Origin of the sequence: Rossellomorea sedimentorum (assembly GCF_046237645.1) — a bacterium.
In the GTDB taxonomy this organism is placed as follows: domain Bacteria; phylum Bacillota; class Bacilli; order Bacillales; family Bacillaceae_B; genus Rossellomorea; species Rossellomorea sedimentorum.
Window position 1 is genome coordinate 3,926,785 of record NZ_CP143546.1, and the last position, 25,274, is coordinate 3,952,058.

Here is a 25,274-nt window from a genome sequence, read left to right on the forward strand (position 1 = left end):
TCCCTACTCTCTTGAAACGTTGTATAGTGACCATTGTCCTGTCGGGTCTACTTGAAGTCCTTTAACGGATTTATCATAAGCCGCTGTCACAACACCGTGGTGCATGATGATAACCGGGGCATCTTTGACAAGAATCTTGTTCGCTTCATCCAGTTTTTGTTGACGTACTTCCTGGTCGACATTCTGTCTTGACTCATCGACTAATTTATCAAACTCAGGATTGGAGTAACCAGTACGGTTGGAAGCTCCGATATTGTCGCTATGGTAGTTCGGGTACAGCAGTTCACTTCCGTCTGCTGTTGAGTTAGACCAGCCTAAGAACGTGATATCGAATTTTCCTTCTTTTGTCGTATCAAGGAATGTACCCCACTCCATTGATTCGATTTTTACATTAAAGCCTGCCTGCGTCAGCTGTGATTGAGCAATTTCTGCCATCATCATGTAAGCGTCCGTATTGGCAACAAGCATTGTCAGTTCCTGATCTCCAAATCCATTTTTCTCAACAAGTTCCTTCGCTTTCTCTAGATCGTGGCTGTAACCTTCTTCATCTGCTGTTTCGTCATAACCAAATACTTTAGGTCCGATGACGCTGTTTCCTTGTACACCAAGGCCGTTCAACTTGTTGACATATGCTTCGCGGTCAAGGGCATAGGCGGCTGCCTGACGGAATTCAGGGTTACTCATCGGCTCTTTTGTCATATTGAAGCCCATGTAGTACATTGGCGTTCCTTCATTCTTCTTCATTTCTACGTTCTTAAGAGATTCTACACGCTTCAGCTGTTCTGCCGGAACACCATCAATGAACTGAACATCGCCTGTTTGCAGCATGGAGATCGCTGTATTGACTTCCGGTACCACTTTGAATGTTACCGTTTCAAGCTTCGGTTCACCCTGCCAGTAGTCAGCATTTTTCTCTAAAACAACTTGATCACCCTGCGTCCAGCTGACGAATTTGAATGGACCCGTTCCAACTGGTTCCTTCATTAAGTCTTGAGATTTGTCTGCTTCAGGACTTACGATTGATGCATTTGTGTGTGATAATGCCGCAAGCATCGCACCATATGGCTTTTCTGTTTTGATTTCAACTGTGTACTCATCAAGGACATTGACTTCCGATACCGGCTCTAGTAAAGATGCACGAGGTGCTGCTGTTTCAGGATCGCGGAATTTATCGAATGTGTATTTTACAGCTTCTGCATTGAAAGGCGTTCCATCTGTAAACTGGATATCTTCTTTCAGCTTGATGACCCATGTGTTCTCATCTGGTGTTTCATAGGATTCTGCCAATTTTGGCTCTACTTCCATTGTTTCCGGGTTTCTGGTAAAAAGTGTTTCATAGATTTGCTCGATCACGCGGGACGAAACAGAATCGTTTGTTCCGATTGGTGAAAGACCGACGATATCAGAAGTGGATGCATACGTTAACTCCTGTGGTACGCTTTCTCCTCCACTTGTGCTTCCCTCGCTTGAACTTCCTGCATTGCTGGAACAGCCTGCTGCAAAAGCAAGCATTGCCATTAGTAGAACTGCCAACCATTTTTTCATTTGTGTTTTCCCCCTATTTTCTAAGTACTATTTTGATAAGCATTGCTGCTATTTGAATAAGATAATTGCAAAGTTGATTGCAGCGGAAGGTGGGAGATCTCCTGCGGGATTAGCGGGACGTCCAGTTCCAGCGCCTAGCCCCTCGGGGTCGCCCACCTGTAGCGAAAATCAACCGACAACAATCTCTTAAGAACTGCATCATCAAGAAATAATTATTGATTTAGATTCATACTCGGATCCAGTGCATCCCTTAATCCATCTCCAACTACATTAAAAGCAAAGACAATCAGCATGATGGCGACTCCCGGAACGATTGTCATATGTGGTGATGTCCACATAAAGTTCTGCCCCTGGGCTATCATCGCGCCCCATTCAGGAGTCGGCGGCTGCGCCCCCAATCCAAGGAAACTTAAAGCTGAAGTTGAAAGAATGGCGGTTGCCATCCTCATCGTGGCAAAAACGATAATCGGTGCCATACAGTTTGGCAGGATGTGCTTCACAAGGATTCTGAAATCACTTGCCCCGAGTGAGCGCATCGCCTGGATGTATTCCTGCTTTTTTACAGTAAGGACCGAACCGCGGACAATCCTTGCACAGGATGGAATCGACCAGATACTGATCGCGATGGCGACATTCACCAGGCTCGTTCCCAGGATGGCGATAATGAGCATCGCAAGCAGGATGCCTGGAAAAGCAAACAGTAAGTCTACTATTCTCATAATGATGCCGTCTAAGCGGCGGTAATAACCTGAGATTAACCCCAAGGCGACTCCGCCGATTAACCCGAGGCTCACAGCCAGCAGGCCGACCGATAAGGAAATTCTTGCTCCGTATACAATCCGGCTCCATATATCTCTTCCATAGTTATCTGTTCCGAGCCAGTGACCTTCTGAGAAGGCCGGCAATTCAGAGGCTGGCAGGTTTTGTTCTAAGGGATCATGTGTTGCAATCACCGGTGCTGCAATGGCCAGAACCAGCTGAAGGGCAATGATCACCAAGCCAATGACAGCCAACTTGTTTTTAATCAAACGCTTAAAAGTAGTTACCAGAAACTTTTCCTTCTTCGGCTTCGATTCCGGCTGGATTTCTTCATTAAATACTGCTTCTGCTGACATGATAGGTTCCTCCTTCCCTATATGGCTTAATCGTAGCTGATTCTTGGATCAATAAAGACGTAAACGATATCGACAATCAGGTTGACTAAAACGAATAATGTTGCGACCAGAAGCACCGAGCCCTGCACCATCGGGAAGTCCCTTGCCGCAATGGCATCAATCATCAGCCTGCCGACTCCGTTAATCGCGAAAACCTGCTCCGTAATGATTGTTCCTCCTAAAAGGAAGCCGAAGTTGAGGCCGATAACAGTGATGACCGGTATCATAGAATTCTTCAATGCGTGAATCCAAATCACTGTTTTTTCTTTTACACCTTTCGATCTTGCTGTCCGTATGTAGTCCGCCCTGATAACTTCGAGCATGGATGAACGGCTCATCCTGGCGATCATCGCTGCCGAACCGGTTCCGAGTGTGATGGCTGGCAGGATCAGCTGCTTCATTCCTTCTACTGTCCAGAACGGAGCACTCAAGCCTCCAACTGGTAAGATTTGAAGGTTAACCGCAAATACGAGAATGAGGATGGTTCCGAGCCAGAAGTTTGGAATAGAGATTCCTCCCAGCGCAAACACTGTGCTCGTGACATCCAGCCAGGAGTTTTGCTTAAGTGCGGAAATAATTCCGGCAATGACTCCGATGACCACTGCCACGATCATGCTGGCGATTGCCAGATTCAGCGTGTTCGGAAAGCGAATGGCTATCGCTTCTGCCACCGACTGCTTAGTTTGATACGAGTAGCCGAAGTCCCCTTGAAGGATATTTTTTAAGTAATCCCAATACTGGACAAGAAATGGATCATTCAACCCGAGGCTGTCACGTATTGCCGCGATATCAGAATCACTCGCTGTCGGTCCTCCGATAATGGTGGCCGGGTCCCCTGGTGCAAGGTGCATACTGCCAAAGACCAGAAACGAAATTCCGAATAATAATAAGATCAGTTGAATAATCCTGCGTGAAATGAGTGCTATCATTTGGTTCACCCTCCCCCTTACCATGAAAGCGCTTCATCATTTTAGTAGTCGCTTTCTGCAATTAAGTTCCGTTTGTTAACTTAAATATGTTTTTAGACTTACAAACGGAATATTTTAATGTTAGGGACGATTATAAAGTATTATTCAGAATATTTCTAGTGTTTTTGCAAAAAAGTTTATTTTATTTTTATAGAACTAGTTTCATGCGTAATGCATTAGGGTAAGAGGGGGATTTTAATGAGGAAATAAAAAAGACTTAGTCATGTCAGCGAACAACATGACTAAGTCTTTTTTCGTCCAGGTTACGTTATGTAAGCAAATCTTATAATTTTAATCCATTCCGGCTCTTGAACCTGCGCAATAAAATATGGCTTTCCACTCTCGTGATGCCTTCCAAGGCATAGAGTTCCTTGTTAACAAAGTTCTCCAATGCTGAGAAATCCTCGACCAGCACGTGCATATGCAGTGTACTCGGACCTGTCATTTGATAACAGCTCGCAACAGCCGGAAGGTCGACCAGCTTTTCAGCGACTTCAACCAGATAAGCGGGTTCGCAGTCCACTTCGAAGAATGCTGACACACTTTTCCCGACCTTTTCAGAATTGATCACCACACTGAACCGCTCAATCACTCCTCCGTCTATCAGCTGATTCACCCGCTCCCTGACAGACACGCGCGACAAGCCAAGCTCTTTCCCGATATCCACATAGGACGTCCTGCCGTTTTCTGTCAGGATCTGCAGGATTTTACGATCAATATCATCAATCTTCATAAGCCCAAGCACCACATTTCCGATTTAATCATATCTCCATTATACTAATGATCTTTGGTTTGTGAAGGGCAGACGCAGGGCTCTTTTTTTAAACCAATCTCTGAGCCTTTCCCTCTCCTCATTATTCATTGAATCTTTTAGGTATTATTACCTGATTGTAACTAAAATGTAATAATTTTGAAACCATTTGTTGTCTAAGTCGTCTAATTAGTAAGAAACTTTTTAAGGTTGAGGAGGAGAAGGATGAAGAAGAAATTTTCACTTGTTGTCTTTTTCACGGTTTTGTTTTTGGCAGTCGGCGCATTTCATTATCAAGGGACGAAGAGTACGGTAACCGCCACAGATAGTAATGAGAATACTAAGGAATCTCAAGTTGAGGAAACCTCCCATAACAATGAAGAGGAAGAAACAACAGAGGATGGGCAGGAAACCGATACCGAGGAGAACAGCGATACGGATAGTAGCACAGATGGCTCAGCCGCTGAGGAAAGTAAAAACACTTCATCAATTGATACTGAATCCGAAGATGAAAATACAACAAATAACGAAAATTCTTCCAAAGATCAAGAAACGCCTCCACAGGAAAAAATCCAGTTTGGAAACACAGAATATGTTGATATCTCTAGTATAGAAAAGTTTAAAGACCTAACTGCATTTGCTCATAAGCATGGCGCCAAGCCCTTCGCCATTGAGAATTCCGATTGCTTTGCAATTTTCAAAGAGGGAGAGCCGTTATTGTTTTTTTCCGTAGGGACAGTCAGCGCAGGGGTTGAAGATATATCAATATTAAAGGATTTTTTCACAGACTATCATAATTTTTCTGAGGAAAAAAGAATCGCCCGTAACATCGAGCTGGTTGCAGAAACGGGTGCGAAAGTACAAGTGGATTTCCCCGATGGGTCTGGTTACCATATCGTGAAGGAAGAAAACACTGTCCTGGTTAATTGGGGATAAAAATAGATTGAGATAATACTAAGCCGGTACCTGAGCTAAAGGTACCGGTTTTATATTAAGGCTCTGTTGTAAAACTTTGTTGCTATTTACTATTAGGTTTAAGGGATATAGCTATATTTCATAGAAATTATCCCGGTAAACAAGAAAAAATAGCTATTCACCGTGTGCAGTTAGATAAGCACTTGTACCTGAGGGAAAAATCTGGCCCTGGTTTTTCTGATTGCAACAATCTATACGAATACAGCTATATTAAAGAGGTTTATTCGGTTCATAAGTCGGCTGCTGATGCAGAGCCTGATATTGCTGGCTTTTCGCCACCGCTTTTTGGACATCCTCATCGAGGGAAAATTCTGTGTCCATACCTTTGAATTGATCGGCCTTATTTTGGGCTTTCACGACTGCCTGCTGGTCCAATTTTGATTTTCGGTTTGTGTTCTTTTCTGACATAAGGTTGCCTCCTTAATTTTTGAGTATGTGATTAGAGTTACCTTTTGGCAGTGAATTATTCTAATAAAGGTTAATGCAAAAAGACCTGTTTACAGAGGTAAAACCCTGCCGAATGCACGCATCCACGAAAAGAGGTAAGTTTGCTACTCCTGACTATGCTGTTGCCCAATTATATGTCCGTAGAACCTACAGGGCTTATGTAAATGAATTATTGAAAAGTAAAGAGTTGGGCTAAAGAAGCTGAACTGCAACAGGAGCAACGATGAAGCACTCCTTCTATGAATTTAACTATAACGACATATACATCAACGGCATGATTGGACTTCCAGAAAGCTCAAATTCAATGGCCTACATTGCGAGTGATGTACCACTCTTGACAAATCTGTGGAAAGGATAAACCATATGGTGGGACTCAAGTTCATCCAAAATTCCCTCTTCTGCCATCGTTACCTTTCCTCCCCGTATTTCTTCGGCTGGTGTTCCGTATTCGACGACCTTCCTGCCAGTTTCAGACAGAACACCTTATCAAGGTGTGTTGGTTTTTTCTGTAAAATCGCTTCGCAAACACCTATAAATAAGTGTTGTTAGAAACTGTCTGCACAAACCCTCTATTTTTAACGATACAAATTTAACTTTATGAAAACACTACGATTAATACTTATATATTAAGTTACTAAATATATAAAATTCACTAAACTATATTTAAAATGAAATTAGGTCCTTTTTATTTATGCGCCTTACTTATAGAAATGAATGAGTTGTTTTTATTTCTTCTTTTAATATATCCTGTTAAATACAAAAGAGCTGACTCAAAGCGGTTATATTTAACCTAACTTCATGTCAGCATCTATCCCTTAGTTATTTCTCGTTTGAACCCAGTCAGTTCCAAAGTTAAAATAAACTGACTTTCCTTGCATAGAGTTGCGGTCGATTCCCAGTCCGGGATCCTTTTTCATTTGAACTGTAAACCCTAATAAAATTGCCTCATTAGGTTCGATTTCTAATCCTAAAGAACTTGCATCGAACTGATTGTTCACAAGGACTGATAGCTTCTTGTTGTATAACTTATCAACTTGGTATAGATTTCCTCCATTTTCTCCTCTTCTATTCAATTCATCTAATAAATATTGATTTACATAGTTTACGAATGCCGCATACTCTACTTGGTTCTCAAAGTCCGTGATATTGAAGTGATTAAGTGCAAGTTGATAACCTGTGTTAACGACTTCCATCAACATATCCATTTCTGTAGCATCCATAACAGTTATTGGAGCAAGTAACGCATTTGATGGATCATACCTTTTAATATTCCAAATCTTAACGTTTGCTTGTTTAGCAAACAACATATCATCATCATACTGCTGTCCTGATGTGACCGGCGTACCATTGGCAGCTGCAGGAGTAGCCTTTAAAGTTTGCAATCTAGCTTTTAACGAACCACTATTTTCCAGGAAAAGCCCGCGGGTATGCTTGTCGCCAGGAGCCCATTTCCCGGTTGCCATAGCTCCATAATTGCCTACACTATTCTCTGTGTAAAACATGGGACCCACATTTGGAACATCATCACGTTTTGCTGTGATTTTTAACTCACCAGCCGTAACTGCATTTGCAGAGTTTGTGGCTTCCCCTTTAAAAAGGGCAAATGTTCCTCCGCCTATAACTAGAGAAGTCGTTAAAAGACCAGATAATGTTATAAGGGTAGCTTTAGATCTTTTTTTCATATCTAGTACTCCTTTTATATAAATTTCTTGTTATTTTAAAAAAAGGATGGTGTATGAACACCACCCTTAAAGAAGATTTTTTTATATTACCAAGCTGAAGGACCATCACCAGCTAAATTTGTATTATTTCTAGCTTGAACGGCTTTAACATTAACTTTAACTTCTCCATCTGCACCTTGGTATTCATTGTTTGCTCCAAGTGGGAACGAATATGATACATTGAATGTTGTCTGAGCGCCTGGTGCCAATTTTACAGCAGTAGAATCAAAGTTTAGGGTTACAGGTGTAGGACCATCAAATAAGTCCCCTGTACCATCATTATGAACTGTATTACCATTTCCTAATACTGAATCAATAGCTACCCAAGCCTCTAGGTTACCATTGTTTTTAACGGTAATAGTACCTGTTTCCGCATCTCCAGGTGCTAAATTCGCTACAATTGAACTACTAGAAAACACATTCCCATTTCCAGTTAAGTCTTCTACGCTTACTGTACCCGCCGTAAAAGTGTTTCCAGTGTTACTTGCTTGTGCTCCAAATAATGCAAAAGTACCTCCACCAATTGCTGCTGCTCCGATACCTGTAGCTAGTGCTGCTGCCCCTAAACGTTTTTTAAGACCCATGCTTGTTTCCTCCTCGAATTTTTAATATTTTTTATATTGAAACCCTTTTGAAAAAATATGTATGTATTCCAATAGGGATCTCAAACGAATTAAGTGGTTTTTGTTTCCTCTTTTTCTTCAATAGAAGCTATTGCTCTCCAGGCCGTAATAGCCGCCCAGCTCATTAGCATGATGCCGGGGAGAATTAAAAAGACTATCTTTCCTGCATCGGTGTAATAAAAGCTGAATGCTTTTCCGACAAACGGAACTGTAAACCCTACATACTTTCCAACAACATTGCTAGATGGGATTGGGTTACTATCATTAGCATCGTTGTTATCACCTTTAGTGACATAATGGATTTGGGAATCAATTGTCTTTATTTCTACAACTCTATGAGTGATTAGAGTATTGGGATCATCTAAGGATTTAAATGTTAAGACATCACCCACTTCATAATTGGCAGGATCTTCTGTCTTCTTAATAGCAATGATTGATCCTGTTTTTATTGAAGGCTCCATGGAACCGGACAATACTGATTTTACTTGGTAACCGAATATTTCAGGCTCCCCACCAGACATTCGGGAGGATAGGACTGAATATAAGGCAAGCAGCATGATGATGATAAATACTGTATAAACAATTCTGCTGGTCCATTTGAATAACGTTTTAGCTTTCAATTTTTACACCACCTAATTTGAATTTGCCTTGTCTTTATTTTCTTTTTGCATTTCTTCTTCAGTGGATGAACCTTTATTTTGATCATTTGTGCTTTCTTTTGATTGTGATTCTTCTACATTGTCTGTTGATCCTTCTGATGTTAGTTTGGGTTGGTCATCAGTTGAGACTTCTTTTTCCGGTGCTACTGTTGTCACTGATTCCTGGGTTGCTTTATTTTCGGTCACTGGTTTTGATGATTCTATTTCATTTGATGGAAGAGGAGCTTTTTCATTCTGCTCTTGTTTTTTCTGTTTAGTTGAATCCTCCGCTGCCGGCTTTTCTTCAGTTGTTGTTTTGTCAACAGCAGCTTTATCCTCGACAGACTTCTTTGATAAATCAGGCTTGCTGCAGGCGTTAATTTGCTCTGGTGTAACAGATATTGCTTCCTCAGCCCATATTTCAATGCGTTCTGGGTATTCAACACTCTTCAGGTTAACGCCTCCAGGATGTTGAGGTCTTTGCAATGCAGTGAATTTATAAATGCCGGGCCTCATGGATTTGAGATCCGTTTTATAAGTCAGGCGGATAAGTTCCTCGCTTCTTAAGATAGGCAGCTTATTCTCATGTACAATTTGACCGCGCCTGTTTGGGTTGGGATCCCCTTGCTCAGTTGTATTAAATCTGAGCATGTATAGTGAGGTTCCCGCCATCGTACTGCCATCATTGTAAATGTCACTGTAGAACCCTTCTTCGCAAGAAAAACCAAAGTGCTTATCGTTTTTCTTTATACCCTGTGTTTCTTTATACTTTTTGGCGACTTCACTGTTCCAGAATGTCAGTGAACTTTTATCCCATACTTCAGCCCATTGAGCTTTGAGTTCATTGGAATTTGAAGCTGAGCTTTTAAATAGTGCATTTGTTTCAGAAATCATAGAAGTTGATATAAAAACAGTGGTATACCATAAGAGAATTGTATGTATACAAATCATTAATGGATTTGTTCTTTTTCTAAGCTTTCGAAGTCTCGACTGTCTTATAAAAGATCCCTCCCAGCTCCTTGAACTAAGATATACACTCACGTTCTTTTTATGGCTTATTTTGTTCTCAGCTGAGAACCTTATGGACTTAGTATATTTTATAAGATCATTTTTTAAAACCTTTAAAAAAGCTCACTTTGTTCTTTTTATAGAACTAAATCTCCGGTTTATTGCCTTTTACTCCTTTTTTCTTACTTTTTTACCATTTTTTTCTTTGTACACCTGGACATTTGACTCTATCATTAAAAGACCTGCAATTATCAATAATTACAGGTCCCCTAGCAATACTTTTAAATTTTCTACCGTAGTAAAACCATGACTAAATAACTGGCTACATATTGAAGTGATGCCTTGCACTTCTTATTCGCGTTTTGGGCACTTTTCAGATCACTGCTGACCTCCGTTAACGGACGACCGTCGGTTATTTTTTGCTGTGCAGCTCTCAGTTTTAAATCTGTCACAACCGATTGATCTTCAGCCATTCTTAACTGCATCTCCAATAGAGGAAGAAGTGCAGACGACAAGGGCTGCTCTTGAAGTAAAACTTTTGCTTGTGTAATCAAACCTTGAACCTCTTCATTTACAGAGATTGCATTGGCAACAGCACTTTCCACCTCAGCAGAAGCATGGCCTGCATTAAGATCGTCAAGTGATTCTTTCATATTACTGTTGATTTCATTTGCTTTCTCAATAGCCTGGCTTAAAACAGTTAAAATATCCCCTTCCGGCAGTTCTTCCTGGATGGAAAACTCTATTCTTTCATTAACCTCATTGCCTGCATGATCCAATACTGTAACCTCAACTGTATGATTTCCAGTATCATTAACAGAAATATTAAAATTATCGTCGCTTGAATTCACTTCTTCTCCACCATCAACACGATAGGAAATTGTACGAACCCCTGCTTCATCGTCCGCTGCTTGAAGCTGAATGGATACAGGACCCGTATAAGTTTTATTATTTTCTACCCCCTCATAAGAAACGGTTGGGGCAACACGGTCAGTTGGTGTCAAACCTACATGTAAATCCAATACTGGCGGAGGGACATTCACTTCTTCGCTTGTTTTAGTTTCAAAGCCTGGACGGCTAACTACTACTCTGTAACGGCCTTCTGCAACATCCCACGCATATCTGCCATCCTCACCGGTTACTTGAGGATTTTCTATGGGTGAGAGCATTCCAGGGTAAGCTTCATTGGTCATAATTACCCATGATTCAAGTGCAGGATCGTAGTATTGAAGAACTACCGTAGCCCCAGGCAACTCCCAGTCAAGCGGTAAAGGGCGCTCTCCGTTTCTGTTGAGGTCGGGGTCTTGATTAATTGTTGCTTTTTCTGCATTGTAGACTATCCCGCTGGGGTCAATTAGTACAATCTCAAATCCTTGTGGTTCACCAGTAGAACCATCCTGATATTCAGGAATTAATTGTATAACTAGAGGACTTCCCCATAGGCCGTATTGTGAAGGAATAAAACTGTGTGTCCAATCGCCACTATTCTCCGATGTCATTTCAGCCTCATAAGTACTGCTATTAGAATCTGTAGCTCTCAAAGTTACACGTGTGGCATCTGGGTAGGAGGCATTAATGGTCAAAGGACTGGTTCTCCCTGCGATAGGGTTCCCATTCCGGTCCTCTCCCCGACTATTACCAATCGAAACATTCGCAGGCACAACAGGTTCATCTGCAATAATCTGAAATTCTGTAGTTGCGAATGGCGAACTTATCCCTTCTTCAAAAGCTTCAACAGTTACGTAGTGGGTGCCAGACCTAGTAGGTTGCACCCTCCAAGCAGTTTGAGTTGTTTCCCGTTCAGCAACCGGTCCAATAACTTGCATATCATCATTATCCACGAGAGTAATCCCTTCACTAGGAACAATTCTCAAATTGACATTATTTAATTCTCTGCCTGTGTTGTTATTTAAGTAAGCAATAATATTTGTGGAGCCGGAAGTCCACTCTGATGCAGTTAACTTTTGCTTTCCACTTAATAGTAATGTCTGGCTCCCGCCTACACCAGGACGTCCATAATAAGTAGTAATGGTTTTCGTTTCCCCGGGAGCTAGAGTTACTGGTTCCCACCACATGCCAACCGCGCTGTCCCCCGTCCTGCTTTGAGTTTCAGGAACTTGATAATCCCAAATGGTGCTCATAATAGATCCCCAATTCGCGATGACAAAGCGATCGGGCTTTGTTGAATTTTCTCCGCCCATGGTATATTGAGAACTGATATCAGGGTTATCGAATGATTGAAACGCCTGCCAGAACTCCGGTACTTCATCTCCAACAAATTGCTTCTGGTAATCAATTGATTCAATACTGTTTTCAACTGGCACCTTAAATGGGGCACTGTCATTATTGCCAACCATTGTATCAATCATGATACGCAGCCCGACGTCATGATCTGTTTCTCCAGTATTGGTCATTGTATAGCGGACTTGAATTGCATCATCAATACCGGTTGCAGGGTTGATTGTTGACTTTAAAACCTGCTTAACTGAGATATCACCTGATTTCCAGACTGCCTGGTTTGTTTGATCGTTCACATTAGTTGGTGCTTGTAAAAATTCCCCATACTCATAATTTCCAAACACCTTATCCTCACCATCGATTTTCAATGATGTAAAGGATGTACCTGTCCATCCACTCCACCCGTCGTATCCACCATAAATAATCCGGTACCAATCTGAGTTTTCCACAGCCTTTAGACCCGCACTAAACCTTCCATCATTACCTATATTAGCTCTTACCAGATTATTACCTATTTCTCCTTCTTGCATGGACATAAAGCTAAAAGCACTAAAAGTACTTCTACTCTCGGATGGGAAGGGAATTTCCTTTTGAGCAGGTTCATAACTCTTTTCTGTTGCAAAACCTGCAGACGGTACACACAACGAAAAAATAATTCCCAGCATTGCTAATACCCTGAAGAATTTTTTATTCAGTTTTTTCATCTAACTCCTCCTATTTTCCCCTCCCGAGAACTGAAAAAGATTTCATCAAATCATATCCCTCCTTTTCAATCTCATTTAGTTTTCAACCCGGGATAAAGTTATAAAAAAACTCAAAGAGTTCTCTATAAAGAATACATAGGTTTTTATAAAATATTCAAAAAACCGAAATAAATTTAGAAAAAATTGTAAACCAGTACATACACGTCATCTAACTTAAAGCTTTTTTCCCACCATTACTTATCCTTAAATGAGAGGTAAAGTTCTTAAAGTTATAAAAGGCCTTTTGAGAGAAGTTATGAAAGGAGTTTGGCCCATGAAGTCTAGGGCCGGCTCATCTCCGTGGACGGCGGGTACATTGTAGAGGTAAGTGTGCTCAATGAACTTTTTTGGAAACCCTAAAAACGAGCGGACGAATTTTTTGGGAAGGTATTATTAAAAGGACGAAATAATTGACACTATCATATTGGGTGGTATCATCCATAAGAACCGATGCTTCCTTAATAATTCTCGTATACACGACTTCCTTGAACTAATATTGTAGGTGAGTAAGTGAAGACATTATAGTGTTTTTCTTTCCACCGGGTTTATGAGTACTATCGATAATTGACAGGTACCTAATTAAAAATATATTTATATGGTTAAATGGGTGACATAACCATATTGACCATACTTAAGTTAGTCCTCCTGCTTTCACAAGATAAGGCTTGAGAGGGTGTATTAGTAGAATTACTTCCTTTCTGCCTGACACCATACAATATACAAGCTATTTTTCGTATTCTTTCAGGAATATTCCTGAAGTTATATAATTTGGAGAAAACATTGTAAATCTTTATATTTTGGCTTCTTTCCCCGTAAATCCCCTTAATATTGCAAAATCCTTCTTTTTTAGGAATTTGGTAGTATAAATGTACCAAATGATTAGGGAGGTAATAGAAATGTGTGAGATTGAAATGAAGGTCATTCCATCTTTTATTGATGAAGAATTGGCGATTGTGTTTCACTTTGAATTTAAAAAATCGCAAATGAAGATCGGAGAAGCGACTATTTACACGTATAAGCACACTGACTCCCAGACAACCCCGCCAGTTTTAGGACCTAAAGGGTTTAGAAAGAATAAGTACGCCATATTAAAAGAATTTGAGGTTATTGAAGAATATAAATTTACGGCTTTTAAAAAAATCAATCAATTCTTAAGGGTCATTGGAATGTCAGTACTTAGTCAGGAGTTAATTGCATAGAAACAAGCACGTACCAGGCCCTCCAATATCTAGTGGAGGGCCTGATAACTTTATTATCAATAGATGGCTGGGTTCCAATCCCCGTCGTAAAATCTCTGCATATTTTTGTTATTTTATTTTTCCCTTTATGACCCTGTTCTGCGTTCCTGCTGTTTCTTATATTGAGTGTACTACTCCCTGTTTTGGTAAAAATTCTTTGTAACCTCAATTGTATGTGTACTGCCACCTCTGTGTTCTACATGTTCCATCATGGCGAGGAGGAATTCATGGTTGTTTTGGTCCTAGCTGACAAAGAAGCCGTTTTCTGTTCCGGTCGTTCCCTGTTTGGTTTGATTTCCGCTGTCCCAGTTTTTCCCGCTATTGCTTTTCCCTTCTATCGCAGCTTTTCCAGCGATCCCCTCTGTTACACCTTTTCTCAAACCTGCTTTCGAAAGTTCCGCGTTCTCTGTGGAAAGCATGTCCTTTTCCCACATTTCTTTGTCAGCATTAGCCAATAGAAGCGGCTGTATCATGATGCCGTCGTTGAGGATAGCACCATAAGTGCTTGCGAGGTGAAGGACGCTCATACTAGTCTATGTAGGTTATTATATTTTAAAAAGGGTGTTTAAAATTTTCATAAAAAAATTTTAAAAAAGTGGTTTACCTTGTTTAAAAGGGGGTAACCACTGAATAAATAGAAAAAACCCTTCCTGGCGGGGAAGGGTAAAAGATCGTTTATAAATATTAGTAGCGGCCGTAGCCTGTGAACTTAGAGCTCCAATAAGGATTGCTCAAGGATGTGATTTCGATTCCTCTGCTACCGGCATGAATAAATTTGTTGTCACCCATGTAGAATCCTGCATGAGAGATTCCAGGCTTATACGTGTTGCTGAAGAATACAAGATCGCCAGGCTGCGGATTGCTAACCTTAGTTGCTCCATTCCAGAAACCAAGTGCGTTTGTTCTGCTGACATTTTTACCTGATTGTTTGTAAACATAGTAAATGAAACCACTGCAGTCAAACCCTGATGGAGTTGACCCACCCCAGACATATGGTGTTCCCAAGTGTCTCTTCGCTTCATTTAGTAAGCCTACACTGTCATTTGACGCTCCAGAAACTTTCGTTACAACCGGAGTTGTTGTAGCTGATTTAGAGATTGATAGTTTTTGACCTACATAGATAACATCGCTGCTTAATCCGTTGTTTGCTTTAATCTGTGAAACGGTTGTTCCGTATCTTTTTGCAATATGGCTTAGTGTATCACCTGATACCACTGTGTGTGTGCTTCCATTAGAGGAGGACACTGTTTTTGTTTGGGCAGGGGCAGATGAACCGCTTGAATTTACTTTAAGACGCTGGCCTGGATAAATTAAATCGCTGCTTAATCCATTCCAGCTCTTCAGACTGCTGACTGAAACCCCATGATTTCTGGCAATCTTCCCTAAGTAATCCCCACTTTTGACTACATATGTTGTAGAAGATGTTTGTGCAGGCGCTACTGTTTTCTCTCCGCCTACCTCAAGATTTTGATTCACATAGATAAGGTCTGAGTTCAGTCTGTTCCAGCTTTTAAGATCAGAGACTGTGACATTATATTTATTGGCCAGGTGGGAAAGTGTATCCCCTGACTGTACTTTATAAGTTGCGGCTGATGTATTGGTTGAGAATCCAGTAGCTAACATTGCGGCAGTTGACAAAGCAATGATTGATTTTTTCATAGAAAATTTCTCCTTTGTTTCTCTGCTAGATTTTTTGTTACCAGATTTGTCTGAAAACCTGATGACGAGATTCATTGTATCGCAGAAAAACAGGATTTTAAGTGGAAATGTTTTCCGAGCAAGTTACCAGTTTTACCCTGAATGGTCCTTAAACCGATGACCCTTAGAAGCTACTGGGGTTTGAGAGATTTTATCTAATAAAATTATTCAGAACTTTATAGTTATTGGATTATTTTACTAATTATTTAGAGGTTGAAAGTGTAAATGTACACTATAAAACGTTGATTTGGCGGGGTTTTGAAGGGTTATTAATGTTACGTAAGGAAGATAAGTGTTACTATACTGTGATAGTATTATTACAAATATTACAGTAGTTTCGGTGAAATTTCAAATTAAAAGAGTCCCTGCTGTATATGTGGCAGGGACTCTTTTGACAGGCTTCGCTTTAACACTTTAAAGCGCTAAGAGGGACAGTCCCTTTTCGTGCTTTAAAGCAACAAAGTACTCATTTGATATCTACCTTTAGGTAGTTTCTACGGTTATGATCTCGAATCTTTTTAGGATCAAGGCCTTTCCTAAGGTAGAATGTATTAGATATGATTACTCAAAGTCAAGTCTCAAAATATTACCTGCACGGGACTGGGTTATAATAAAAATAACCTATATATGTTATGAACGTACCTCGATTGTTTGAGAGTCGGATGACTATTTTCTTTGCTTATGCAGTATAGCGGCATTTCGGATAATTCGAACATCCTTTAAAGCTGCCGTATTTTCCTTGTCTATGAACTAATTTGCCGTCGCACTTTGGGCAGATATGGCTTTGCACCTTTAATTTTACTAGTTTTTGCTCTGCTTTCACCTGTGTGACATGGCCTCTTGATGCCTCTTTCCCTTGGAGTCCGACTGATTTCAAGCGCTCATGGACTGCCTTTGCGTACGGTGTAGAGTTCTTTTTATCCCCATATGACTCTATTACTTTCTTTATCTTCGTATCATAGGTGACATGAATATGGGGAGAAGAAATGTTTATCTTTTTTAAGTCTGCTTTGGAATTGAAGGCAATGATCGAAATATAAGGTAGCTTCACTTGCTCACCCAACACATTTTTGATGGCTTCAATGTGCCCGTAGTTTTGATGGATGGGGTTTTGGAATTGATGTTTGCTCCTATAAATCTGCTGTGTCCATCTTTTACTGTGCTCACTGCCGAAGATCCAGCCTTTGTAATTCTTTGTTTCAATGACGAAAATGCCATAAGGGGATACAATAATATGGTCAACTTGTGTGGTTTTTCCGTTCTGTCCGGGCAGTAGAATATCATGTATAACGAAGTAGCGATGAGGGTCCAATCTACTAATATAAAACTTCACCCACCCCTCACCGATTTTCCCCTTCACTTGGGGCATACTGAGAATAGCTGCTCCTACTACTAATAATAAAAAGAGAATCAACCGTCATTTTCCTCCTTCAACTAAATAAAACCTTTCATTATAATACCATAAAATTACATAATAGGAGTTTTATAACTTTACTGCTTTAAAGCACGAAGAGGGACAGTCCCCTTTGGCGCTTTAAAGCGCGATAGGGGACTGTCCCTTTTAGTTTGTTAGTGTGTTGAAGTGCGGTCTTTCATGCAGTTGAGCAGAAGGTGTGCAGCAACCCGGCTTGTCATGTCTCGGATGTCGAGGGTTGGGTCGATTTCGACGATGTCAATGGCGGCAGCCTTCCGGTGTTTGCAGCCGATGCTGACGGCTTCCATTAGGGTATCGGTGTCCATCCCTCCTGGTCCGATAGCTGGGCAGCCTGGTGCAAAAGCCTGGTCTAATACATCCATATCCACGGAAAGATAAATAGTGTCTACCTTCCCTTCAAGCATCTGCAAGGCTTCCTTCATGAGGTCTGCGATATTCCGCTCACGGACCTCCTTCATTGTATAGACGGTTACATCGTTTTCCATTGCATATTGATAATATGCGCCCGCATTGGAGTAGTTGCGGATTCCGATCTGAACCAGGTCCTCACCTTTTATAATCCCTCTCTCCAGCAACCTGCGAAATGGCGTTCCGTTCGTAGGACCCCCATCCTCGACATTCCGCAGGTCATGGTGAGCATCAAACTGGATGACCCCCACCCTACCTTTATGTTCTGTGAAAGCTTCTATAGTAGAAGTGGAGATGGAATGATCACCACCTAGAATGATGGTAAAAGGCGCAGCGTCCTCTGCCCAGACCTGGGTAAGAGATTCATAGATTCTATTCTGCGATTCAACGATACTTGTCGGATGCATCAGGATGTCTCCGAAGTCAACGAACGAGTGATCTGACAGCTCCCGTTCTTCTTCTATGGCAAAGGTTGAATACGAGCCGAGACAGCGTCGGATGACCTCAGGGGCCAAGCTTGCCCCGGAATGGCTGATGGAAGACTTGGAAAGGGGAGCTCCTACGAGAGCGATATCTCCTTTCTTCCCTTCCACCCAAGGCGAGAGCAGCTCATGGGCTTTTTTTGTAAAACGATCCTGAAACTGTGCTTTGCCTGCTGTTCTAAGATGTGTAAACCTGCTCATCTTCCCGCTCCTTCCCGTAAACCGCTTTGCCCGCTTTCCAGACGGTGTTCACATGGTTGACCCCGTAGTGATATGGGACATAATGATAGTTCGGAACATCCCATAGTACAATATCTGCTTTTCGGCCGATGGCAATCCTCCCTGCACTTTCTCCCCTATTGATTGCATAAGCAGCATTGACTGTGACAGCGTTCCAAATCTCTTCCGGCGTCATTTTCATTTTCAGGGCAGCCAGACTCATGATGAGCTGAAGATTTTCTGTCGGTGAACTTCCAGGGTTAAAGTCTGTGGATAGTGTGACTGCTGCCCCCGCTCCGATCATCTCTCTCGCTTTTGCGAAGCTGTCTTTATTGAGGTAAAAACACGTGCCTGGCAGCAGGACGGCGATGGTGTCTGATTTTCCAAGCATTTCGATTCCTTTTTCCGAAGCTCCAACAAGATGTTCCCCGCTGATTGCCCCGACTTCAACCGCCATTTCCGTTCCGCCGAGCGGGTCGATTTCATCGGCGTGAATTTTGACCTGAAGCCCCATCTCCTTTGCTTTCAGCAGATAGCTGCGCGCCTGTTCCACGGTGAAGACCCCTGTTTCTGAGAAAATATCGACAAATTCAGCAAGTTCACCTTGTTGAATTTCAGGCAGCAGCTCCAGCATTTCTTGTAAAAAAGCATCCGGGTTCTCTTTGTATTCCGGCGGGATGGCGTGTGCACCCAGGAATGTTGAAATTAAATCGATTTGGTGTTCCTCATTTAACCTTTTCACTACTCTCAACTGCTTCAGCTCTGTTTCTTTGTCCAGTCCATATCCACTTTTTGCTTCCATTGTGGTGACCCCGTAGGAAAGGATGCGGTCAAGGTGGAAACGGGCTTTTTCAGTCAACTCCTCCTCTGTCGCCTCACGAGTCGCTTGGACAGTAGAAAGAATTCCCCCGCCTCTTTTCAAAATTTCCAAGTAAGGGACTCCCTGCTGTTTTAAGGCCATTTCATGTTCACGGGATCCGCCGAACACAAGGTGAGTGTGGGGATCAACCAGTCCAGGCGTGACAAGCTTTCCCTTTGCATCGATGACTTTATCAGCGTTTATGCTGTCAGTCTCTGTTGATTTTCCCATCCAGGCAATCTTGCCATCCTTCACAGCAAGCGCTGCATTTTCAAGTAAAGGCGCATGAGACATCTGTTCTCCCTTGATTGGTCCGTCCCCGTGGTCCATCGTCAGCAGCTGTCCTATATTTTCAATCAGTACGTCATATTGTACAGTCATTATTTGTCTCCTTTCATCGGTACTTTAATATCCCATTTCTCTGCCGTTTCTTCTGCCTTTTCATAGCCTGCGTCGACATGGCGGATGACGCCCATCCCTGGATCGGTCGTCAGGACACGCTCCAGTCGCTCATGTGCAAGTTCGGATCCGTCTGCCACCACGACCATTCCGGCGTGCAGGGAGTAGCCCATACCAACTCCTCCTCCATGATGGAAGCTGATCCAGGATCCTCCGGCCGCGGTGTTAATCAGGGCGTTCAGGATGGCCCAGTCACCAACCGCATCACTTCCGTCTTTCATGGATTCTGTTTCGCGATTGGGTGATGCGACAGACCCGCAGTCGAGGTGGTCACGACCGATAACGACCGGTGCCTTTAACTCACCTTTTTTGACAAGCTCATTGATCGCCAGCCCCATCTTCACGCGCTCCCCGTACCCAAGCCAGCAGATGCGTGACGGCAGCCCTTGGAAAGCTACTTTTTCCTGTGCCATATCAATCCAGCGGATCAGCTCTTCATTTTCCGGGAAAAGTTCTTTTATCAGACGGTCCGTGCGGTAAATATCTTCCGGGTCTCCTGATAATGCTGCCCAGCGGAACGGACCTTTTCCTTCGCAGAACAGCGGCCGGATATAAGCTGGGACGAATCCCGGGAAAGCAAACGCGTCTTCTACGCCTTCATCCTTTGCGACCTGGCGGATATTGTTTCCGTAATCGAACACAATGCTGCCGCGGCGCTGGAATTCGAGCATTGCTTCTACATGTTTCGCCATGCTTTTTTCCGCCTGCGATGTGTAAAGGGCTGGGTTATCTTTTCTTGCCGCTTCAGCTTCCTTCAAGTTATAGCCTTCAGGAACATAACCATTCAGCGGATCGTGAGCAGAAGTTTGGTCCGTGACGATATCGATTTTCGCTCCTCTTCTCAACAGCTCGTGGTGAATTAAAGCTGCGTTGCCTAGAAGGCCGATTGACAGAGCCTTGCCTGCCTCTTTCGCTTCGTAAGCCATCATGAGCGCTTCATCCAGTGAATCTGTCTGGACATCAAGATATTTCGTGTCCATACGTTTTTGAATTCTGTCAGGGTCCACGTCCACAGCGATTACCACCCCGCCATTCATGGTTACAGCTAAAGGCTGAGCCCCGCCCATACCGCCGAGTCCTGCCGTCAGCGTGATGGTGCCGTTGAGGGATCCGTTAAAATGTTCGCGGGCTACTGCTGCAAATGTTTCATAGGTTCCTTGTAAAATTCCCTGCGTGCCGATGTAGATCCAGCTTCCTGCTGTCATTTGGCCGTACATCATCAGCCCCTTTTGATCAAGCTCATGGAAATGCTCCCAGTTGGCCCACTTCGGCACCAGAACAGAGTTGGAAAGAAGGACGCGCGGGGCCGCTTCATGAGTTTTAAAAACGCCGACAGGCTTTCCAGACTGGACGAGCATCGTTTCGTTGTTTTCCAAATTTCTAAGCGTGTTGACGATGGCATCAAACGACTCCCAATTACGCGCGGCTTTTCCGATTCCTCCGTATACAACGAGATCTTCCGGCTTTTCCGCAACCTCTGGATCAAGATTGTTGTAGAGCATCCGCAGAACCGCTTCCTGTTCCCAGCCTTTGCATTCGATTTCCAATCCCTTTTTTGCTTTGATTTGTCGTGTTTTTTCCATCTCTATTTCCTCCCTTATTGGGTAATTTTTTTCGTTGAGTTATAGTCCTGCCAGTTCATTTCCTGAAGCCACTTCTGCAGAGCTTCGATGTCTTTTGAGAAAATCCGGTCTTTCGTGATGGATGGAACTGTTTTTCTGGCTTCTGTGTAAAATTGTTGAGTTGAGGGTGCCATTTTTTCAGTACCTCGGTATTCAACAGCCTGCAGGGCGCAGATCAGCTCAACAGCGAGCACCCTTCTGGCATTTAGTAAAATTTGATACGCGTGGCGCGATCCTATTGTCCCCATGCTGACATGGTCTTCCTGGTTGGCTGAAGATGGGATGGAATCGACACTCGCCGGATGTGCCAAGGTTTTGTTTTCTGAAACGAGGGATGCAGCGGCATATTGCATGATCATCGCGCCTGACTGAAGGCCCGGCTCCGGACTCAGGAAAGGCGGCAGATCATTCAGCTGCGGATTGACGAGCCTTTCCACCCTTCGCTCGGAAATGTTGGCGAGTTCTGCGATCGCTATTTTCATGAAGTCCATCGCCAGGGCTATCGGCTGACCATGGAAGTTGCCTCCAGAGATGACCTTTTCTCCGTTTTCAAAGATCAGCGGGTTATCAGTGGCTGCGTTCATTTCGATTTCCAGTTTTTCTTTTACATAATCCAGAGCTTGCCATGATGCTCCGTGGACTTGCGGTATGCACCTTAATGAGTAGGCATCCTGTACCCTTAGTTCTCCCTGGGAGGTCGTTAGCTTGCTGCCGGATAGGTGGCCGCGGATACGGGCGGCCGTCTCTATCTGCTGGCGGTAGCCTCTGGCAATGTGAATGTCTTCATCGAACGCATCGATGATTCCTCTTAACCCTTCGATTGTGAGTGAGGCTATCATTTCAGATTGATAGGCAAGCTGTTCAGCTTCAATGTAATTAATGACCCCCATGGCCGTCATTGCCTGCGTACCGTTGATGAGTGCAAGGCCCTCTTTTGCCTGAAGGGTAATCGGCATGATATCTTCTTTCGAAAGGACAGGCAGCGTCGGCTGGACTTCTCCGTTGTAAAACACCTCTCCTTCCCCCATCAGGGCCAGTGCAAGGTGAGAAAGTGGTGCAAGGTCGCCAGAGGCTCCCAATGACCCCTGCTGCGGTATTACTGGATGGATTTGCTTATTGAGTAGTTCTATGAGTGTTTCTATTAGGACGGGTCTCACGCCGGAATACCCTTTGAGAAGCGCATTGGCCCTTAAGAGGAGCATGGCCCTGGAAACTTTCTCAGGAAATGGGTCTCCTACTCCACAGGCATGGGAATGGATGAGATTTAACTGCAGCTCCTCAACATGCTCTTGGTCGATCAGAACGTCACTGAACTTCCCGAAACCCGTGTTAATGCCATACACAATTTTCTTTTCCCGGACAATCCTCTCTACCGCTTCCCTGCTTTGCTTCACTTTGGTCAGGCTTTCTCGGGATAGAGTAACCTTTTCATTTTCATAAATAATTTTCTTAGCTTCTTCCAACGTCAATGTATGTCCTGTCAGTTCGATCATTATTTCACCCTCTTCTGATATTTAGCTTTAGTGCTTCACCGCACTAAGAGGGACAGTCCCTCTTAGTGCTTTAAAGCAATAAAGTCACACTAGGACTTTCTAAAACAACAAAAAAAGGCTCGACGACAAATAAAGCTTTGTCATCGAGCCTCCTGATTTCTAATCACTATAGGCTCTTCCTATTAAATATGGTTGATTCCAAGGCCAATGGTTTCGTGCTCCAAGCCTTTAATGGGTGCACCGATCGTCCCGTAAAGCGCTACGGCAATCCATTCGCCTTCTTCGGCGTTTTGATATGGCATACCCCTGACGACCGCAAATCTAAGGCCGACCGTTCTGAGGATTTCCCCGAGCTGTGTCTGTCCCCTGGTCACTCCGGAAATGGCTTCCATCGTGGCATGATATAAAGAATGCATCTCCCTGTAGAGATCCTCCCTGACAATCTCATTCCGCTTGGCTGCTGTTTCAATCGCAGCGACGATTTTCTGAACGTTCATCGAACCGACTTTGCCTGTGCAAAACTGCCAGTTCAATTGCTTGAATTGCTCACTATACTCTTCTTCCGTCCCGTCCATGAGGAGGAGAAGAAGTGCACTCTTGCCTATGCGGTGTTGGTCTACTATTCTCATGGCTTCCGCACCTTCTGATTTCTGAATTTACTAATAACTATTTTCATTGTATGGGTTTTCAAATGAGCGGTCAACGTCTAGTCGGAATATTTTAGAAACTTAGATTGTTAACGCGGTAAAGCATTAAGAGGGACTGTCCCTTTTAGGGCTTTAACGTGTTGAAAGGGACTGTCCCTCTTAGCACAGTAAAGCATTAAAGTTCTTTTAAGGTCTCAAGAAAGTTTTAGCCAGCTCTTTCTCTTCGTATGTGAGCTGTCTGCGTACATATTCGTTGTAACGAGATGGAGATGATTCTGGAAAGAAGGAAAGGATCTTTTCGGTGTGGACCAGGGGAACGCGATGCTGGTGGTAATAAGCAGAGTAACTGCTCCAGGGATAAAGCTCAGGCTGTTTGACCAGGTTTGCTTCGACGGGATTCAAATGAATGTACTTGCTGACACCAAGAAGATATGAGGTTGTATCAACGTGCTTTGCTTTGAATCTTCCTTGAAACAGGTGACCGACAGAGTCATATTTTTTGTTGTAATACATGGCATAACAGGTATTGATTTGGCGGAATAGTTGGGTTGGAGGATCTTTCATCGTTTCAAGCAGAAGATGGATATGGTTGTTCATCAGGCAAAAAGAGTGGAGGCGGAACGGATGGGATTTCGAGGACCGATCAAGAAGGTTTAAATAATTCTGGAAATCCGTTGGCTCATGAAAAATAATAGATTTTCGGTTTCCCCGCATCATAAAATGATAAGTTGCGTTTGGAATCCACTTTCGAGGTTGTCTTGGCATTAAGGCACTTGGCACTCCTTTCAATTTGTAGTACCTCAATTAAATTCTCCAAAAAAGGGCGGAATCCTTCTTATAATAATCCTTTAGTGATTTAAAGCATTAAGAGGGACAGTCCCTTTTCGCACACTGCCGCATTAACGATTTAAACCGCTAAGAGGGACTGTCCCTCTTAGCGGTTTAACGAAGTGAAGCGCTTACATTAAAATTAAAAAAAGCACTTTTCGACTTTGCAGGGTCTAAAGCGCTTTTTGTTTAACGAATGTATATTCAGTTTGTAGTTCTTTTTGTAGCCACGTTACCATTTGGGAAGCATCCATGTTTCCGTGTTTTGCTTTGTCAAAAGCTTTTTGCATGAGATTGAGTAGTTGCTGTTGATCTTTCGTTGAACCTTGTTGCAAAAAGATTACCTCCTAATATATCTATCTTGTATTATTATATTTACCAATCTTGTATGATGTTAAACTTCGGCAATATACATACAATACTATATTTCTACAAGATCCGTAAATACAATATTTGGATTTTGTGTGAATTTTTTAGGAGGGAGGTGGCTTTATTACAATTATTCGGGATGATTGTCGTTGTTGGGTGGGCGGTGACGGCGTTTAGCTGCTGTATTTTCATGAGGACGTAACAGAAAAGATATATAGTTATCTTTTTTTGTCACCGAGAAACAGTGAAGAATGTGTTGAAAGATATCGTCTGAGAGTTCATCAAACTCTGTTGCCGGTTCAATCTGCAGTCTTTTTTCATCAACAGATAATACCAGGATGCTTTTTACTCCCTTAACGTCTGCTCTTAATAGGAATTTTGTTGATCCTGATAACGGGATGGGAAGGAAACTAACGAATCCTTGTTCTGAGGTTAAATCCTCAACATTTAAGCTTTGCATTGCCAATGTGTAATTACCTATTGAAGTAAGCAGGATGGAATCGTCCTTGTACCTGCCTCTAAAAACTAAATAAAAATCCCTAACATTCATGAACCTGACACCATCCGGCAAGAAATGCAGTAACCACACCTGTTTCTTCATCTTTTCCTCCTACTATTCAATTTTCGACAACAATTTAGGACTATTTTTATCCTTATTTTCATTCTATAGGAAATATATGTAATTTAGCAACTATATTTTACAAAT

Annotated in this window: 23 protein-coding genes and 1 pseudogene; 2 read left to right on the top strand and 22 right to left on the bottom strand. The window is 42.6% G+C overall.

Features of this window, described 5'->3' with window-relative positions; all coding sequences use genetic code 11:
- Positions 1 to 3: 3 nt before the first annotated feature.
- The 4 genes from V1502_RS19175 to V1502_RS19190 form a co-directional block, all read right to left on the bottom strand.
- On the bottom strand, positions 4 to 1,545 hold the full coding sequence (locus tag V1502_RS19175) for a glutathione ABC transporter substrate-binding protein (protein ID WP_409252192.1): 1,542 nt from the start codon (positions 1,543 to 1,545) through the stop codon (positions 4 to 6).
- Between the two features lie 212 nt (positions 1,546 to 1,757).
- Positions 1,758 to 2,660: an ABC transporter permease gene (locus V1502_RS19180; protein WP_409252193.1), complete on the bottom strand. Its 903-nt coding sequence runs from the start codon at positions 2,658 to 2,660 to the stop codon at positions 1,758 to 1,760.
- A 26-nt stretch (positions 2,661 to 2,686) separates the two neighbouring features.
- Positions 2,687 to 3,628, bottom strand: coding sequence for a nickel ABC transporter permease (gene nikB, locus V1502_RS19185; protein ID WP_409252194.1), 942 nt, complete (start codon positions 3,626 to 3,628; stop codon positions 2,687 to 2,689).
- Positions 3,629 to 3,950: 322 nt separating this feature from the next.
- A complete protein-coding gene (locus tag V1502_RS19190; protein WP_409252195.1) occupies positions 3,951 to 4,400 on the bottom strand; it encodes an Lrp/AsnC family transcriptional regulator in 450 nt (149 codons plus the stop codon).
- A 243-nt stretch (positions 4,401 to 4,643) separates the two neighbouring features.
- On the opposite strand from V1502_RS19190, the gene V1502_RS19195 reads away from it, so the two are divergent.
- On the top strand, positions 4,644 to 5,354 hold the full coding sequence (locus V1502_RS19195) for a hypothetical protein (protein WP_409252196.1): 711 nt from the start codon (positions 4,644 to 4,646) through the stop codon (positions 5,352 to 5,354).
- A 249-nt stretch (positions 5,355 to 5,603) separates the two neighbouring features.
- Here the strand turns inward: V1502_RS19195 and V1502_RS19200 are convergent, their stop codons facing one another.
- From V1502_RS19200 to V1502_RS19230, 7 genes and pseudogenes are all read right to left on the bottom strand, one after another.
- On the bottom strand, positions 5,604 to 5,801 hold the full coding sequence (locus tag V1502_RS19200) for a hypothetical protein (RefSeq protein WP_409252197.1): 198 nt from the start codon (positions 5,799 to 5,801) through the stop codon (positions 5,604 to 5,606).
- A gap of 351 nt (positions 5,802 to 6,152) precedes the next feature.
- Positions 6,153 to 6,320: pseudogene (locus V1502_RS19205) on the bottom strand (amidohydrolase); the annotation flags it as partial.
- A 335-nt stretch (positions 6,321 to 6,655) separates the two neighbouring features.
- Entirely contained in the window at positions 6,656 to 7,522 is an 867-nt protein-coding gene (locus tag V1502_RS19210; protein ID WP_409252198.1) for a hypothetical protein, read from the bottom strand.
- Positions 7,523 to 7,608: 86 nt separating this feature from the next.
- Entirely contained in the window at positions 7,609 to 8,145 is a 537-nt protein-coding gene (locus tag V1502_RS19215; protein WP_409252199.1) for a TasA family protein, read from the bottom strand.
- An 89-nt stretch (positions 8,146 to 8,234) separates the two neighbouring features.
- Positions 8,235 to 8,804 (bottom strand): signal peptidase I SipW, encoded by a 570-nt coding sequence (gene sipW / locus V1502_RS19220; protein ID WP_409252200.1) that lies wholly within the window; start codon positions 8,802 to 8,804, stop codon positions 8,235 to 8,237.
- Positions 8,805 to 8,816: 12 nt separating this feature from the next.
- Positions 8,817 to 9,773 carry a hypothetical protein gene (locus V1502_RS19225; protein WP_409252201.1) on the bottom strand — a complete coding sequence of 319 codons (957 nt, stop codon included), beginning with the start codon at positions 9,771 to 9,773 and terminating at the stop codon, positions 8,817 to 8,819.
- A gap of 347 nt (positions 9,774 to 10,120) precedes the next feature.
- Entirely contained in the window at positions 10,121 to 12,772 is a 2,652-nt protein-coding gene (locus tag V1502_RS19230) for a carboxypeptidase-like regulatory domain-containing protein (protein WP_409252202.1), read from the bottom strand.
- 935 nt (positions 12,773 to 13,707) lie between these two features.
- On the opposite strand from V1502_RS19230, the gene V1502_RS19235 reads away from it, so the two are divergent.
- Positions 13,708 to 14,010, top strand: a complete 303-nt coding sequence (locus tag V1502_RS19235) for a hypothetical protein (RefSeq protein ID WP_409252203.1) — start codon at positions 13,708 to 13,710, stop codon at positions 14,008 to 14,010.
- Between the two features lie 281 nt (positions 14,011 to 14,291).
- Here the strand turns inward: V1502_RS19235 and V1502_RS19240 are convergent, their stop codons facing one another.
- The 11 genes from V1502_RS19240 to V1502_RS19290 all read right to left on the bottom strand — a co-directional run bounded on the left by V1502_RS19240 (position 14,292) and on the right by V1502_RS19290 (position 25,169).
- Positions 14,292 to 14,576, bottom strand: coding sequence for a penicillin-binding transpeptidase domain-containing protein (locus V1502_RS19240; RefSeq protein WP_409252204.1), 285 nt, complete (start codon positions 14,574 to 14,576; stop codon positions 14,292 to 14,294).
- A gap of 157 nt (positions 14,577 to 14,733) precedes the next feature.
- Positions 14,734 to 15,708 carry a LysM peptidoglycan-binding domain-containing protein gene (locus V1502_RS19245; protein ID WP_409252205.1) on the bottom strand — a complete coding sequence of 325 codons (975 nt, stop codon included), beginning with the start codon at positions 15,706 to 15,708 and terminating at the stop codon, positions 14,734 to 14,736.
- A gap of 718 nt (positions 15,709 to 16,426) precedes the next feature.
- Positions 16,427 to 17,161 carry an NERD domain-containing protein gene (locus V1502_RS19250; RefSeq protein ID WP_409252206.1) on the bottom strand — a complete coding sequence of 245 codons (735 nt, stop codon included), beginning with the start codon at positions 17,159 to 17,161 and terminating at the stop codon, positions 16,427 to 16,429.
- 155 nt (positions 17,162 to 17,316) lie between these two features.
- Entirely contained in the window at positions 17,317 to 18,273 is a 957-nt protein-coding gene (gene hutG / locus V1502_RS19255; RefSeq protein WP_409252207.1) for a formimidoylglutamase, read from the bottom strand.
- Complete coding sequence (gene hutI, locus V1502_RS19260) at positions 18,251 to 19,531, bottom strand: imidazolonepropionase (protein WP_409252208.1); 1,281 nt, start codon at positions 19,529 to 19,531, stop codon at positions 18,251 to 18,253. Before hutI ends, hutG begins: the two co-directional genes overlap by 23 nt.
- The gene (gene hutU, locus V1502_RS19265; RefSeq protein WP_409252209.1) at positions 19,531 to 21,192 is read right to left on the bottom strand and encodes a urocanate hydratase; all 1,662 of its coding nucleotides are present in this window, start codon (positions 21,190 to 21,192) and stop codon (positions 19,531 to 19,533) included. Before hutU ends, hutI begins: the two co-directional genes overlap by 1 nt.
- Before the next feature lie 14 nt (positions 21,193 to 21,206).
- A complete protein-coding gene (gene hutH, locus V1502_RS19270; RefSeq protein WP_409252210.1) occupies positions 21,207 to 22,724 on the bottom strand; it encodes a histidine ammonia-lyase in 1,518 nt (505 codons plus the stop codon).
- A gap of 182 nt (positions 22,725 to 22,906) precedes the next feature.
- A complete protein-coding gene (hutP, locus tag V1502_RS19275; protein WP_409252211.1) occupies positions 22,907 to 23,353 on the bottom strand; it encodes a hut operon transcriptional regulator HutP in 447 nt (148 codons plus the stop codon).
- 204 nt (positions 23,354 to 23,557) lie between these two features.
- On the bottom strand, positions 23,558 to 24,136 hold the full coding sequence (locus tag V1502_RS19280) for a transposase (protein WP_409252212.1): 579 nt from the start codon (positions 24,134 to 24,136) through the stop codon (positions 23,558 to 23,560).
- Positions 24,137 to 24,372: 236 nt separating this feature from the next.
- Positions 24,373 to 24,534 carry a hypothetical protein gene (locus V1502_RS19285; RefSeq protein WP_409252213.1) on the bottom strand — a complete coding sequence of 54 codons (162 nt, stop codon included), beginning with the start codon at positions 24,532 to 24,534 and terminating at the stop codon, positions 24,373 to 24,375.
- Positions 24,535 to 24,698: 164 nt separating this feature from the next.
- The gene (locus V1502_RS19290; RefSeq protein WP_409252214.1) at positions 24,699 to 25,169 is read right to left on the bottom strand and encodes a hypothetical protein; all 471 of its coding nucleotides are present in this window, start codon (positions 25,167 to 25,169) and stop codon (positions 24,699 to 24,701) included.
- Between the last annotated feature and the right edge of the window lie 105 nt (positions 25,170 to 25,274).

What these genes read in the sequence shown, in the direction of transcription:
- hutU (WP_409252209.1), bottom strand. Translation starts at nt 21,192, where the DNA reads ATGGAAAAAACACGACAAATCAAAGCAAAAAAGGGATTGGAAATCGAA.
- V1502_RS19210 (WP_409252198.1), bottom strand. Translation starts at nt 7,522, where the DNA reads ATGAAAAAAAGATCTAAAGCTACCCTTATAACATTATCTGGTCTTTTA.
- nikB (WP_409252194.1), bottom strand. Translation starts at nt 3,628, where the DNA reads ATGATAGCACTCATTTCACGCAGGATTATTCAACTGATCTTATTATTA.
- V1502_RS19280 (WP_409252212.1), bottom strand. Translation starts at nt 24,136, where the DNA reads ATGCCAAGACAACCTCGAAAGTGGATTCCAAACGCAACTTATCATTTT.
- V1502_RS19245 (WP_409252205.1), bottom strand. Translation starts at nt 15,708, where the DNA reads ATGAAAAAATCAATCATTGCTTTGTCAACTGCCGCAATGTTAGCTACT.
- V1502_RS19235 (WP_409252203.1), top strand. Translation starts at nt 13,708, where the DNA reads ATGTGTGAGATTGAAATGAAGGTCATTCCATCTTTTATTGATGAAGAA.
- hutI (WP_409252208.1), bottom strand. Translation starts at nt 19,531, where the DNA reads ATGACTGTACAATATGACGTACTGATTGAAAATATAGGACAGCTGCTG.
- V1502_RS19175 (WP_409252192.1), bottom strand. Translation starts at nt 1,545, where the DNA reads ATGAAAAAATGGTTGGCAGTTCTACTAATGGCAATGCTTGCTTTTGCA.
- hutH (WP_409252210.1), bottom strand. Translation starts at nt 22,724, where the DNA reads ATGATCGAACTGACAGGACATACATTGACGTTGGAAGAAGCTAAGAAA.
- hutG (WP_409252207.1), bottom strand. Translation starts at nt 18,273, where the DNA reads ATGAGCAGGTTTACACATCTTAGAACAGCAGGCAAAGCACAGTTTCAG.
- V1502_RS19190 (WP_409252195.1), bottom strand. Translation starts at nt 4,400, where the DNA reads ATGAAGATTGATGATATTGATCGTAAAATCCTGCAGATCCTGACAGAA.
- V1502_RS19290 (WP_409252214.1), bottom strand. Translation starts at nt 25,169, where the DNA reads ATGAAGAAACAGGTGTGGTTACTGCATTTCTTGCCGGATGGTGTCAGG.
- V1502_RS19180 (WP_409252193.1), bottom strand. Translation starts at nt 2,660, where the DNA reads ATGTCAGCAGAAGCAGTATTTAATGAAGAAATCCAGCCGGAATCGAAG.
- V1502_RS19225 (WP_409252201.1), bottom strand. Translation starts at nt 9,773, where the DNA reads ATGATTTGTATACATACAATTCTCTTATGGTATACCACTGTTTTTATA.
- V1502_RS19240 (WP_409252204.1), bottom strand. Translation starts at nt 14,576, where the DNA reads ATGAGCGTCCTTCACCTCGCAAGCACTTATGGTGCTATCCTCAACGAC.
- V1502_RS19230 (WP_409252202.1), bottom strand. Translation starts at nt 12,772, where the DNA reads ATGAAAAAACTGAATAAAAAATTCTTCAGGGTATTAGCAATGCTGGGA.
- V1502_RS19200 (WP_409252197.1), bottom strand. Translation starts at nt 5,801, where the DNA reads ATGTCAGAAAAGAACACAAACCGAAAATCAAAATTGGACCAGCAGGCA.
- V1502_RS19195 (WP_409252196.1), top strand. Translation starts at nt 4,644, where the DNA reads ATGAAGAAGAAATTTTCACTTGTTGTCTTTTTCACGGTTTTGTTTTTG.
- V1502_RS19215 (WP_409252199.1), bottom strand. Translation starts at nt 8,145, where the DNA reads ATGGGTCTTAAAAAACGTTTAGGGGCAGCAGCACTAGCTACAGGTATC.
- hutP (WP_409252211.1), bottom strand. Translation starts at nt 23,353, where the DNA reads ATGAGAATAGTAGACCAACACCGCATAGGCAAGAGTGCACTTCTTCTC.